Here is a 13,126-nt window from a genome sequence, read left to right on the forward strand (position 1 = left end):
ATTTCAGCCGCAACGGTATGCGGGCCCGCGAACTGCGCACAAGGTCTTCACCGTCGCGGACATCGCTCCCGGGCGATCAGGTGGCCTGGGCGCGGGTGAGCGTCGACGCGCTCTGGGCGGCGGCGCTCTCCCGCTTGCGCAGCAGCGACCAGGCCCCGAGTGCGAGCGCCCCCCAGGGGATCTCAATGGTGTAGGTCCAGAACCCGAACAGCACGGCGGCCGCGGTCGCGCCGCTCGCCGGCTGCCCGAAGGCGCCGATCAGCAGGGTCGCCACGCCGCCCTCCATGATCCCCGCGCCGCTGGGCGTGACGAGAACCGACGTCAGCACGCGGCTGAGCGCGAAGACGGCGACCGTCTCCGCGGCCCCCGGGTAGGAGCCGGTGGCCACGAGGCAGGCGGCCATGATCAGGCACTGGAGAGCGAGGAAGCTGATCATCCCGAGGGACAGGCCGGCCCACCGCCGGTGGATGACGTCGGCGGTGTCCTGGCGGAGCCGGTCGATCGCGCCGGAGGCGGCGTGCTCGGCGGGCCGGAACCTGCGGGGCAGCACCCGGATGAGGCCGTCGAGCGCCCGGCCGAGCAGGGCGGCGGCCCGATCCCAATAGAGCGCGGCGGCCACGATCGCGACAAGGACGATCATGGAGACGGCTCCCACCCAGCCGGCCTTGGCGACGGTGGGGTTGGTCGCCTTGCCGGCGAGGAGCAGGCAGGCGATGCCGACGGCGGGCAACAGGAACCGGAACAGCGAGTTCCAGATGCCCGTCACCAGCGTGTAGACCACGATGGGGCGGTTGGTGAAACCCCATCCCCGGGTCATCCCGAAGGTCAGGGCGACCCCCGCGGCCCCGCCGAAGGGCAGCAGGTTGCTGACGGCGCTGCCGCCCGCGTTGAGCGTCAGCGCCTGCAAGTTGGACAGACCCGGGAGCGCCGACGTCATGACGTAGGTGTAGGCCCACAGGCTGCCCAGCCACAACACCGACATCAGCAGGATGGTCTGCCAGCTCAGCCTGCCGAACTCGTGCCCGATCTCGTGCCAGCTGACCTTGGCCCCCGTCAGCGAGTGCACGATCTGCGGGAGGTAGACCACGAGCGCCACGGCCAGCGCCAGCGACAGCGCCGACAGCACGACCCGCAGCCAGTTCTTCTTCACTCGAGATGCCCCCAGTCGTCCTTGGTCGCCTCAAGTGTGGCGGGAGATCCGCGATGCCGACTCCTCCTGACGGAGGAGCGATCCCCTAGGGGCTGCCAAAAGGATGTTTCAGGCGTGTCCCCCGCGGCAGGCCCCGCTGGACGTACCACTCGGTGCCGAAGACGTACCGGTAGAGCAGAGGCGGAATCTTGAGCATCGCGCCCAGCGTCCTGTCGCCGGTCCCCCCGCTCGCCTGGGACGCGTGGGCGGCCATCGCGGCCCGCTTGGCCCGAGCATACTTGCGCACGTTCACCCGGTGCGTGATCGTGTCGGCCGCCGAGTAGGCGACCTCGAAGCTCCTGACGTCGATCGACGGGTAGAAGCGCGCCGCCAGCCGCACACCCTTCAGCAGGGGGTCGCGGTTGACCGTCGCCTCCAGCACGATCGGCGTGCCCGCGATCTCCGCGGCCCGGCTGCCCACCCGGTAGACCTGGACGTGATCGGGATGCCCGTACCCCCCGGAAGGGTCGTAGATCGTCACCAGGTCGGCCGTCTCCTCCTTGAGGAGGTCGGCCAGCCGCTGCGCCGCCTCTTCGATGTCGGCGTCGATGAACGCGTCGTCGCCCCGGTCGTCGGCGACGCCGCCGTCGATGGCGAGCCCGGAGTCGCCGTATCCCAGCTGGACCACCCTGGCGCAGCCGAGCAGGGAGGCCGAGCTGTGCAGCTCTTCCATCCGGGTCCTGCCCAGCTCGTCGCCGTGCGGGAGCTCGGCCAGGCCGCGTTCTCCCGCGGTCGCGACGACGAGCACCACCCGGTGGCCCTCGTCGGCCAGCATCGCCATGGTGCCCGCCGTCAGCAGCGCCTCGTCATCGGGGTGGGCGTGGAAGAACACCGCCGTGCTCATCCCGGCTCCCCCAACCTGGGCACGTAAGTTGTCATAGTGCTCCACGAAGTGTCGTCCCGGTCCCTGCCCATGATCCCACGCCACGACAGGCGCCCAGGGCCCCCCTCCCCAGGTCGGATGCCGGGTTTGATGCCCGCCGCGTGCTCTGCCACTCTGACCCGGTGAGGATCCTTCACGTCAGCGACTGCTACCTCCCGAGGCTCGGGGGCATCGAGGTGCAGGTCGCCGACATCGTCAGGGTTCAAGGAGAGGCCGGGCACGACGTCGAGGTGGCGACCGCCACGCCCGGTGAGGCCCTGCCCGGCGTGCACCGCCTGGTGGCCCCCATGCCTTTCGATCTTCCCGTTCACCCACGCGGCACCGGCCACCTCATCCGGATGATGACAGCGCGGCGGCCCGACGTCGTGCACGTGCACATGGGCGCGGTCTCGCCGTTCGCCTGGATGGGTGTGCGCGCCGCCGTACGGGCGGGCCTGCCCGTGGTGGTGACGATCCACAGCATGTGGGATCCGGTGACCCGGGGCGGCTACCGCGCGCTGCAGAGCGCCTTCCGGTGGCGGAGCTGGGGCGTGGTCGCCACCGCCGTGAGCGAGGCCGCCGCCCGCCCGATCAGGGAGGTGGCCGGGCCGGGCGTGCCCGTCCACGTCGTCTCCAACGGCCTGGACGTGTCGGCCTGGCGGCCCTCGGCGGACGTGGCGGCCGAGTCCCGCGACACCGTCCACGTCGTCGCGGTCGGCAGGCTCGCCCCCCGCAAGCAGCCGATGCGGCTGCTCCATCTGCTCGAGGCGGCGCGCAGCCGCGTGCCGGAGCACATCGCGATGCGGGCGACCGTCGTGGGCGACGGCCCGGCCCGCGGGCGCATGGAACGGCACCTGCGCGCCCGCCGGCTCGACTGGGTGTCGCTGCCCGGCAGGTTGACCAGGGAGCAGATCAAGGAGGTGCTGGCCTCCGCCGACGTCTTCGTGGCGCCGGCCCCGCGCGAGTCGTTCGGGCTCGCGGCGCTGGAGGCGCGCTCCGCCGGCGTCCCCGTCGTCGCGCGCGAGCAGAGCGGCGTGGCCGACTTCGTACGGCCAGGCAAGGAGGGCCTGCTGGGCCGCACCTTCGACGAGCTGATCTCATCGGTGGCGACGCTGGCCCGCGACCCCGACCTGCGCCGGTCGATCGCCGGGCACAACCGTGAGACCGAGCCGGTGAAGTGCTCCTGGCCCGCGGTCCTGGAAGGCTTCGAGCGCTGCTACGCGCTCGCCCGCGGCTGAGGCGTCCTCCGCCCCTTACGGAACGTCCCGGCCCTCGCAGGTCACGGTTCTCTCAAAAAGGGAGGACCTTGCCCGAAGGGGTGCGCAGGTCGACGGGTTCGGGGTGACGGGGGGGTCTCGGTCGCTGGATGATCTGCACCTTCTTCATCGGGGCGCCCTCCTCTCAATGCTTGGTGTCATGATTCCCACGAAATCATCTGGAATATCCTTGCCAGGTCATAACGGCTTCACTTTTTGTTCTTGTCTTGCCCAGCAGTCGGCAAAGTCACCATGGTCGTCAAGGCGGTGTCACGCCAACCGGGTCATCTCGACCGTCACCTCCTGATGCTCCGCGGGCGGGCCCTGATAGACGCCTTTGAGCGGCGGCACGTCCGAATAGTCCCGGCCGCGGGCCACGACGACGTGTCCCTCGCCGGCCGCCGTCCTGTTGGTGGGGTCGAGCGCCGCCCATTCCCCGGTCCAGTACTCGACCCAGGCGTGGCTCTGGCCGACCACGCTGCGGCCGATCTCGGCGTCGCGCCGCGGGTGCAGATATCCCGAGACGTACCGCGCCGGGATGCCGGCGGCACGCATCAGCGCGACCGTCAGGTGGGACATGTCCTGGCAGACGCCCTCGGCCCGGTCCCAGACCTCCTGTGCGTGGGTCTGCACGCCCGTGACCCCCGGCGTGTAGGCCACCCGCTCGTGCACGTCCCACGCGATCGCCTCCGCCGCCTCGTGCGGAGACATGCCGGCGACCTTCTCCCGTACGGCCGAGGCCAGCTCGGCCGAGACGGCCGTCTGCGCGGTCGGGCGGAGCATCTCGGCCACCGGCCCGTCGACCGTGCGGAGCTCCTTCCAGCTCAGGGACGTCCCCGGAGGGCGGGGGGCGGAGGTCTCGACCCGGCTGACCGACTCGATCGTCAGCGACGTGTGGGACTTCGGCAGGTCGAAGACGCCGACCAGCGTGCCCCAGTGGTCGGTGTAGGTCCAGATCGGGGTGGCGGGCCGCACGACCAGCCGCCGCTCCAGGGTGTTCTGCCTGCCGTCGTCGAGCGGCGTCATCCTGACCTCGTTGTACGACGCCGAGGCCTTCCCGTCGTATTCGAGGGTGGTGACGTGCCTGATCTTCACACGCCAGCCCATGACGAGCCTCCCCTCACCCAGCTCGCGGGGGCGGCGTGCTGGAAGAAGCGGTCGGTGATCGCCAGCGCGGCCGCCGTGCCCGCCTCCTGCAGCGCGATGAGCAGCTGGGGGAGCTGGTCGGGCAGCGACGTCACGTCGGCGTACTCCAGGCCCATGCGCACCCGCCCGATCGCGGCCCGCGCCGAGTCGGTCATGCCCGCCCGATCGTGGTGCGGCGCCAGCTCGGTGAGGCACTGTTCGGCGGTGGCCAGCGCATGCATGACCGACCGTGGGAACAGCCGGTCGAGCAGAAGGAACTCCAGCACCTTGGTCCGGTCGCCGCGATGGGTGCGCGTGAACGACTCGTCGGCCCCGCACGCCTCCAGCAGCAGCCGCCAGGTCGCGTTCTCCGTGGCCCCCGCCGGGGAGGCGGGGGAGTGGTGGACGGCCAGCAGCCTGCAGGTCATGTCGGCCCGTTCGAGGCTGCGCCCCAGCACGATGAACCGCCAGCCGTCGTCTCTGGTCATCGTGGCGTCGGCCAGGCCGAAGAACAGGGCCGAGCGCTCCCTGACGTACCGGAGGTAGCCGTGCGGGCCGAGCCGTTCGGCCTCGCCGCGCACCGCGGGCAGCTGGTTCCAGGTGACGTTGAGACACTCCCACGTCTCGCTGGAGATGATCTCGCGCACTCCCCGGGCGTTCTCCCTGGCCGCGCGCACGCATCCCGCGATCGAGCTCGGGTCGGCCGAGTCGTAGGCCAGCCTCCGCACCATGGTCTCGATCGTCCGGGGCTCCGCACCCGCGTGCCCGAGGATGGCGAACACGGCGGTGCCGTCCTCCTCGCCAGCGAGGGCCCGGTGGAGCGAGACGTCCAGCAGGCGGGCGATGTCGTCGCCGCGCTCGACGTATCTGCCGATCCAGTACAACGTCTCGGCGATCCGGCTGAGCAGTTCCCTGGTCATCCCGTGTCCTCCGATCATGGCTCCGATCATGGCGGTGCCGTTCACTGCTGCTGCTCCGCGTCCCACGCCGCGCTGCGGCTCGGCTCCCACTGCACGGGTATTCCGCTGGACGGAGGTGTGCCGCCCGCGTCGGCGGGAGCCGTACGGGCCGGTTCGTCCGGCAGGACCCAGGTGTCCTTGGAGCCGCCGCCCTGGCTGGAGTTGACCACCAGTTCGCCCTCGGGGAGGGCGACGCGGGTGAGGCCGCCGGGCAGCAGCCAGACGTCGTCGCCGTCGTTGACGGCGAAGGGGCGCAGGTCGATGTGGCGAGGCCGGGGGTGATCGCCGATCAGGCTGGGGGAGGTCGACAGGGCCACCGGCCGCTGCGCGATCCACCCGCGGGGATCGGCCCGCACGGCCGCCGCGAGCGTGGTCAGGGTCTCCCCGGACGCCTTCGGGCCGATGACGATGCCCTTGCCGCCCGCGCCGTCGACCGGCTTGAGCACGAGGTCGCCGAGATTGCCCAGCACCCATTCCCGCGTGTCCCGGTCCTCCAGCCGGTAGGACTCCACGTTGGTGATCAGCGGTTCCTCGTTCAGGTAGTACCTCATGAGGTCGGGCACATAGGTGTAGATCAGCTTGTCGTCGGCCACGCCGTTGCCGACGGCGTTGGCGATCGTGACGTTGCGGGAGCGCGCCGCGTTGAGGAGCCCGGGGCAGCCGAGGGTCGAGTCCCACCGGAAGTGCAGGGGATCGAGGTAGTCGTCGTCGACCCGCCGGTAGATCACGTGGACGGGGCGCTTGCCGTGCGTGGTCACCATGTAGACGCGGTTGTTCTCACAGACCAGGTCGCGGCCTTCGACGAGCTCGACCCCCATCAGGCGGGCGAGCAGGGCGTGCTCGAAATAGGCGGCGTTGTAGACGCCGGGGGTGAGAACCACGACGGTCGGGTCGGCCACGTGCTCGGGCGCCGCCTTGCGCAGCGCGGCCAGCAGCCGCCCGGGGTATTCGTCGACCGGCCGCACCCGCTGCTCGGCGAACAGGGCGGGCAGCGTGCGGCTCATGGCGAGCCGGTTCTCCAGGACGTAGCTGACCCCGCTCGGGGTGCGGACGTTGTCCTCCAGCACGCGGAAGTCGCCGTGCTCGTCGCGGATGATGTCGATGCCGGCGATGTGCACGCGGACCCGGGCCGGGACGCCGTCGGCGGCCCGGTGGAAGTGGGGGGAGGTGTGCAGCAGCCGCCAGGGCACCACGCCGTCGTGGAACACTTGGCGCCTGCCGTACACGTCGTCGAGGAACGCCTCCAGGGTCCGCACGCGTTGCCGTACGGCCCGCGAGATCAGGTCCCATTCGGCGGCGTCGATCACGCGGGGGATCAGGTCGAGCGGGAAGGGGCGTTCTTCACCCGCGTAGTCGAAGGTCACGCCCCGGTCGGTGAACACCCGGGCGAGCTGGTCGGCCCGGAAGCGGAGTTCGTCCGCCCCCAGCGGTTGCAGAGCGGCGAACAGCGCCTGGTAGGGCGGACGGGGCACTCCCGGCCGCTCGAACATCTCGTCCCACGCTTCGGCCAGGGCATATGAGTCGAATATGTCCGCCATGTCCGGAGCGTAGGAAAGCTATGTTTCCGGCAATGCCGGAGAATGTTTCAAGTCATGTCCCGGTCGGGGGCGTTCGTCCTTAATCACATCCCGCCGGCCGCCGGCGTCAGCTCACGGCACGACGGTGGCGCCGAGGATCTCGCCGAACGACGGGGTGAGCTTGGCCGCGGTCGCCTTGTCGGCGTTGACCAGGTAGACGTTCACCACGCTGTCGCCGCTGCCGACCAGGCCCTCGACAACGGCGCCGTCCCGGTCGCAGATCTTGCCGCCGTCTCCCTCGGAGTCGCCGAGCTTCCCGCCGTATTCGGAGCAGTTGTCGGTGAACTCCTTGCGGACCGTGGCCGCGCCGCCTCCGGAGACGACGTCGGCCCGCAGCACCAGCGGGTCGCCGCCCTGCTGGGGGGCGTCCGCGGCCGTCCACAGGCACACGGTGGCCTTGACCGACTCCAGCGTCTCCAGCTGGTAGTCGTCCTTCTTCTCCTGGAGCTTCCAGTCGAGCGACGTGGTCTTGCCGAGCATGTCCACGGTGATGGGGCAGCCGTCGGCCGGGCGCTTGCCCTGGCCTCCTCCGCCCGCCTGGGTGCCCGCCTGGGTGCCCGCCTGCGTGGGCGCCGCCCCGGCGGACGCGCCGGACCCGTCGCCACCGCCGCATGCCGTCAGGAACGCTCCAGCGGCCACGGCGACGAAGAACATGCTGATAGATGACCGCACGGAGGCGACACCATCCTTTTTATCTCTGAAGGGGAACGCGCCCGGGAGAGGGCTTTCGGGTTTCCGGAACCGGCGAGGCTCCGGGGTCACAGGCGGGAGGCGGCCGTGGCGGCGAGTTCCTCCATCGGCTTCCTGTTCTTCGCCGGGTCGTTGAGGAGAACGAGCCGGATCCCCACCCAGGTGCCCGACTTCAGGAAAAAGATCATGTTGTCTTCGTAGTGCGCCTCGTCACCGATGCCGGGGACCTCGGTGAACTTGTGCTCGAGGGTCTTGTCGATGTCGAAGATCTTCTTCGCCCCGTCGCCCGCGTACACCTCGACCTGCGCCGTCGGCCCGGTCGGCGGACCGGTGTATCTGCACGCGGGAGTGCTCGGGTCGCCCTCCACGCCGTCCGCCAGTTTCGTGCCGGCCAGCTTCTCCGCCTCGGCCTTCGTCACGAGCTCGCACGCCTTCACCGGCCCCGCGAGGGCGGCGTCGGTGGCGGCGGCGTCCGGCGTCCCGGGAGCCGCGGCAGGCTCCTCGGTCACAGTCACGGTCACGGTCGGCGCGGGGTCCGCCGCGGACGCGCCGCAGCCCGCGACGGCCAGGGCGCCGGTGATGAGGGACAGCGCCGTGGCCCACCGGAACACGCGGGCACGCACTGATCGGCTGTTCATGAAGTCGACCTCAGCTCTTGCAGAGTGGAACGTCTGGTTGGGTGACGGTCCGGTTGACGATGTCCTTCTTCTTGAGGTCCTTCTCGGCCGGGATCTTGACTTTCAGCGTCTTCTCGATCGCCTTGGAGAGCGGGGAGGAAAGGTCGATGCCCACCCCTCCGCGGACCGTGAGCACGAGTGTCGTGCCCCTGCATTTCACCGCGGGACCGGCCAGCGGGAGGCCGACGCGGCCGGCCGCCGACCCGTTCGTCAGCCCGAGTGAGGCCACGACCCCCACGTACGGCCCGGTCCCCGCGACGGGGAGCCCGACCATGAGGCCGAAGCGGAACTCCGCGGCCACGACGATGCCCTCGACGCCGATGGAGACGCCGCGCAGGGAGTCCATGATGCTCTTCTGCACCGAGAACGTGGGCGTGAGGACCGTGCCGCCGTCGAGCCCGAGCGGGCCGCTGAGCCCCCATTCGCCGCTGGCGGTGATGTTGCCGTTCTTCGCGGTGAACGCCGTCTCGACGAGGAGTTTGAACGTCTGCTTGAGGGTCGCGGGGAACCCTCCGATGATGATGGGCTGCTTGATCTCGACGGGAAGCTCGATCTTCACCTTCTTGTTGTCGCCCGACCCGTTGGCCGCTCCGGCCCGTACGGCCATGGCGAGGCCCGTGATCCCGTAGACCTGAAACTGAGGCCGGACGATGGTGCCGTTGGCGACGGTGAGGCTGGACCTGACCCGCAGGTCGTTCAGCTTGAGGTTGATGTCCAGCCCGACCTTCAGGTTCTTGACGGCCGTGGCGTGGTCGGCGTGGATGCCGAGGAGAGTGGGGCTCTTGGAGGCCTCGATCTTCCAGCCGCCCACGTTGGACGTCTTCTTCTGCGGCCCCGGGCCCGGCGCGCGCCGTTCGCCGGCGACCAGCTGGATGGGAGGCACGGCCATGGTCAGGGCGTCCGGCGCGTTGAGCGGTGCGACGGCGGACACGATGCCCGGATCATCCGCGGACTGCCCGGAATCCAGGGTCGCGGGCGCGGCGGTGCCGCCGGGTGTGGGCTCGCCGGCGGGCGCACCCGGGGACTCCGCATCGGGAAGGTCCGGGTCCGTCGAGTCCAGCGGCATCTCCCCGAGGAGGTCGGGCGTGTCCTGGAACTGCTGCGCGTCGACGTCGAGCGCCTGGTCGACCGTGAAGTGGCCGTTGCGGACGATGTCTGTGAGATCCACCGGGGCAAGCGTCACCGCGAGGTCGTCGCCCTTGGCCGCCGTCCGCACCACGCGGCCGGCCGCCTCGCTGGTCACGAACATGATCTTGCCGGGCCGTAAGGCGTCGGCGCCTTTGGCGCCCGCGTCGATCGTGTAGGTGAAGCCGTCCTTGCTCACCGAGCGGATCACGCCGCCGCCGCCTTCGACGATCACGACGTCCGGCTGGTATTCCACCGAGGAGTCGGAGCGGGGGGCGTAGCCGTACTGGAGGGTCGCCGCCTCGGAAGTGCCCGAGCCGTCCTTGGAGCATGCGGTGACGAGCGGCACGAGGCAGGCGAGGATCGCGATCGCTCCGCCGATGCGGCGGAGCAGGGCCCGGGAGATCATGCGCGGTTCTGCAGGGTGCGGGTAGGGACGTCGACGCCGTCGGGGTCATGCCACTCGAGGCTCTTGTGGACATCCGAGACAGGCAGCTTGATGTGGTGGACGCCACCTGGCGCGACCATCGGACACCTCCGTCACGGGCGCGTGGGGATACGCGACGCGGTGAGTTTAAAGCGAAGCTCTAAAGGAGTACTTTAATTTAATGGCCGAGGTCAAGGAACGGAGATCGACGCGAACGCGAAATCGAATCGTCGAGGCGGCGCTCGCGCTGTTCGTGGCGCACGGCTATGCCGGCACGACGTTCCAGGCGGTGGCGGACGCCGCCGGGGTCTCGGTCCAGACGGTGTATTTCCATTACGGAAGCAAGAGCCGGCTGCTCAAGCAGGTGGTCGACGTCGCCTCGGCCGGCGATGCCGAGCCGGTCCCGCTGCTCGGCAGGCCGTGGTTCGCCGAGTTGCGGGCCGCAAAGGATCCGGATGCGGCGTTGCGGCGTTGGGTGCACGAAAGCGGAGTGATCCTCGACCGCGTCGCGCCGGTCCTCGCGGTGGTCCGCGACGCGGCGCCCGTCGACGCGGAAATGGCCGACCAGTGGGCGACGAACACCGAGCAGCGGCGCACCGCCCACGGGGCGTTCGTCGCCATCCTCCACGGGCTCGGCGCCCTGCGGCCCGGTCTGAGCGAGCACGACGCCACCGACGTGACCGTGGCGTTGTTGTCGCCGGAGCTCTTCCTCGTCCTCACCCGGGAGTGCGGGTGGACGACGGACCGGTGGGCCGGCTGGGCCGCCGATCAGCTGGCCCACGGCCTGCTGACCGGCCGCTGACCAGATGATCAGCCGATCGTCGCGGCCACCCGGGCGTAGGCGGCGAGCACGAGCTCCCAGAAGCGGCCGGAGTCGATCGAGGTGCCCACAAGCGCGTTGGGCGTGCGCTCGCCCAGGTGGAAGTTCACCACGGTCATCCCGGAGGTGAAGCGGCCCATGGTCTCCACCTCGACCACGGCGGGCTCGACCTGGATCAGGGTGGGATCGATGAGGTAGGCGACTGCGCACGCGTCGTGGATCGCGGGGCCCTCGTCGGCGGTGACCATGCCGTAGAACTCGACGCACGGCACCAGCAGGTCGGTGCCGAGGCGGCCCATCTCCCGCATCTGGTCCACCACGGCGCCCGTCGCGAGGGCGGTGCGGCTGACGTCGAGGCCGATCATGGTGACGGTCCAGCCCGCGGAGAACACGATGGCCGCCGCCTCGGGGTCGGCCGCGATGTTGAACTCGGCCGCCGGGCTGTAGTTGCCCCGGGTGAACGAGCCGCCGAGGATGACGAACTCCCGCGCCCACTCGGTCACCCGGGGCTCCTTGCGTACGGCGAGGGCCACGTTGGTCAGCGGGCCGACGGCGACGAGGGAGATCTCGCCCGGGTGGGCGGCCAGCGTGTCGATGATGAAGTCGGCCGCGTGGCCGTTCGCGGGCGGGAGGGTCGCCGCGGGCAGGCGGGCCTCCCCGAGCCCGGAGTCGCCGTGCACGGCGGACGCGTCGATCCAGCGGCGCAGCAGCGCTCCGGGGCTGCCGGCCACGACCGGGACCTCGGGGAACCCGAGAAACTCCCGCAGGGCGAGCGCGTTGGCCGTCGTCTTCGGCAGAGAGACGTTGCCTCCCACCGTGGTGACGCCCACGATCTCCACCTCGGAGCTGCCGTGGGCCAGGGTGATGGCCAGCGCGTCGTCGATGCCGGGGTCGCAGTCGATGAGGATCTTCTTCACTCTGGCAGCGTAGAACCGGGCAATCTATCCGGTAAGGGCGGAGTGTCGGTTTTGATGGCGTTTTCTCAACGCGACCTCGATCTGCCGTTCCATGATCCGTGCGCGTTCATGATCTCCTTGCCTGGCGCTCGTCGCCGCGAGATTCCTGACAACCGTGAGTACGGCTTCCGCGACATCGGCGAGTTGCGTTTCCCGCGACCAGGTCTCGCTCATCGGATCGAGGCCGAGGACATCGAGCATGGCCCGCACGGAACGGCATTTCCGAGCGGCCTCGTCCCGGGCTCCCGCATCCAGGGCGGTGTTGCCTTCGCCCACCGCGGCGTGCACTACGGAAAGGGCCGAGGACACGTTCAGGTCGTTGTCCATGGCTTCGCTGAACTGAGCGGGAAGCTCCGAGCCGAGGTCCGCGCCGACCCGCAGCACGAACCGCTCGATCCGCCGGTAGGCGACCGCCGCCTCCTCCACCGCGTCGACCGAGAATTCGACGGGAGACCGATAGTGCGCCGAGGCGAGGTAATAACGCAGCTCCGCGGGGCGAATTCGATCGAGCAACTCCCTGATCGCCAGCGGGTTGCGCACGTGTTTGCGAATCTTCTCACCCCGGTGGGTGACCGGGCCGTTATGCAGCCAGAAACGTGCGAACGAGTGGCCCGCGGCTTGTGACTGGGCCATTTCGTTCTCGTGGTGGGGGAATATCAGATTGGCGCCGCCGCCATGGATGTCGAATTCTTCGCCGAGATATTTCCGGGCCATCGCGGAGCATTCCAGATGCCATCCTGGGCGGCCTTCCCCCCATGGCGCCGACCAAATGGGCTCGCCCGGTTTCGCGCGTTTCCACAAGGCGAAGTCGCGGGGGTCGCGCTTTCCCCATTCGTTTTCCTCGGTGACCCTCACGTGCGCGGCCTGCTGCCGCGACAACGATCCGTAATCAGGGTAGGAGTCGACCGCGAAGTACACGTTCCCGTCGGACTCGTAGGCGTGCCCGGCGGCGACGAGCTGCTCGATCATCTCGATCATCTCGGGGATGTGGCCGGTCGCCCGGGGCTCCACACTGGGCGGAAGGCAGCCGAGCGCCGCGTACGCGCGGGCGAACGACCGATACACCGAGCCGGTGATGCGCCACCACGGCGTGCCCTCGGAAAGGGACCGGCTGATGATTTTGTCTTCGATGTCGGTTACATTCCTGCATAACAGGACCTTGAGTCCGTTGCTTTTCAACCACCGGTGGAGAACGTCGAAACTCACCTGTGATCTGATCTGCCCCACATGGGGCGGGACGACGACGGTCGGGCCGCAGAGATAAATCGATACCCTTCCGGGAATTCGAGGGGTGAAATCGCGGACCATGCGACGACGTGTATCGTAAAGGCGAAGTCCCACCTATCCGAGGGTAAGCGACTAATCCGCTCGCTGTCGATACCGGCCCGCGGGTGCACATCACGAAATGCTGATTGTGAGGCGCGCGTAACGGGGAATAATCGGGCGGTGCCCGGTGGTTCGTC

At 69.7% G+C, this 13,126-nt stretch carries 12 protein-coding genes; 2 read left to right on the forward strand and 10 right to left on the reverse strand.

Features of this window, described 5'->3' with window-relative positions:
• Window positions 1-76: 76 nt before the first annotated feature.
• Window positions 77-1,150 (reverse strand): lysylphosphatidylglycerol synthase domain-containing protein, encoded by a 1,074-nt coding sequence (locus Pth03_RS25395; protein WP_203946888.1) that lies wholly within the window; start codon window positions 1,148-1,150, stop codon window positions 77-79.
• Window positions 1,151-1,235: 85 nt separating this feature from the next.
• Entirely contained in the window at window positions 1,236-2,033 is a 798-nt protein-coding gene (locus tag Pth03_RS25400) for a PIG-L deacetylase family protein (protein WP_239119348.1), read from the reverse strand.
• Window positions 2,034-2,194: 161 nt separating this feature from the next.
• Between Pth03_RS25400 and Pth03_RS25405 the strand changes: the two genes are divergently transcribed.
• Entirely contained in the window at window positions 2,195-3,289 is a 1,095-nt protein-coding gene (locus Pth03_RS25405) for a glycosyltransferase family 4 protein (protein WP_203946889.1), read from the forward strand.
• A gap of 288 nt (window positions 3,290-3,577) precedes the next feature.
• Here the strand turns inward: Pth03_RS25405 and Pth03_RS25410 are convergent, their stop codons facing one another.
• From Pth03_RS25410 to Pth03_RS25435, 6 genes are all read right to left on the reverse strand, one after another.
• Entirely contained in the window at window positions 3,578-4,414 is an 837-nt protein-coding gene (locus tag Pth03_RS25410; RefSeq protein WP_203946890.1) for a transglutaminase family protein, read from the reverse strand.
• Window positions 4,399-5,370, reverse strand: a complete 972-nt coding sequence (locus tag Pth03_RS25415; protein WP_203946891.1) for an alpha-E domain-containing protein — start codon at window positions 5,368-5,370, stop codon at window positions 4,399-4,401. Before Pth03_RS25415 ends, Pth03_RS25410 begins: the two co-directional genes overlap by 16 nt.
• Window positions 5,371-5,393: 23 nt before the next feature.
• Window positions 5,394-6,929 (reverse strand): circularly permuted type 2 ATP-grasp protein, encoded by a 1,536-nt coding sequence (locus tag Pth03_RS25420; protein WP_239119349.1) that lies wholly within the window; start codon window positions 6,927-6,929, stop codon window positions 5,394-5,396.
• A gap of 111 nt (window positions 6,930-7,040) precedes the next feature.
• A complete protein-coding gene (locus tag Pth03_RS25425) occupies window positions 7,041-7,640 on the reverse strand; it encodes a hypothetical protein (RefSeq protein WP_203946892.1) in 600 nt (199 codons plus the stop codon).
• Between the two features lie 86 nt (window positions 7,641-7,726).
• Window positions 7,727-8,296, reverse strand: coding sequence for a DUF3558 domain-containing protein (locus Pth03_RS25430; RefSeq protein WP_203946893.1), 570 nt, complete (start codon window positions 8,294-8,296; stop codon window positions 7,727-7,729).
• Between the two features lie 10 nt (window positions 8,297-8,306).
• A complete protein-coding gene (locus tag Pth03_RS25435) occupies window positions 8,307-9,869 on the reverse strand; it encodes a hypothetical protein (protein WP_203946894.1) in 1,563 nt (520 codons plus the stop codon).
• A 199-nt stretch (window positions 9,870-10,068) separates the two neighbouring features.
• On the opposite strand from Pth03_RS25435, the gene Pth03_RS25440 reads away from it, so the two are divergent.
• Entirely contained in the window at window positions 10,069-10,689 is a 621-nt protein-coding gene (locus Pth03_RS25440) for a TetR/AcrR family transcriptional regulator (RefSeq protein WP_203946895.1), read from the forward strand.
• 8 nt (window positions 10,690-10,697) lie between these two features.
• Here Pth03_RS25440 and Pth03_RS25445 read toward each other — a convergent pair whose 3' ends face one another.
• A complete protein-coding gene (locus Pth03_RS25445; protein WP_203946896.1) occupies window positions 10,698-11,624 on the reverse strand; it encodes a nucleoside hydrolase in 927 nt (308 codons plus the stop codon).
• 24 nt (window positions 11,625-11,648) lie between these two features.
• On the reverse strand, window positions 11,649-13,004 hold the full coding sequence (gene cysS, locus Pth03_RS25450; RefSeq protein WP_275413199.1) for a cysteine--tRNA ligase: 1,356 nt from the start codon (window positions 13,002-13,004) through the stop codon (window positions 11,649-11,651).
• Between the last annotated feature and the right edge of the window lie 122 nt (window positions 13,005-13,126).

It is taken from the genome of Planotetraspora thailandica (assembly GCF_016863335.1).
GTDB classification, from domain to species: domain Bacteria; phylum Actinomycetota; class Actinomycetes; order Streptosporangiales; family Streptosporangiaceae; genus Planotetraspora; species Planotetraspora thailandica.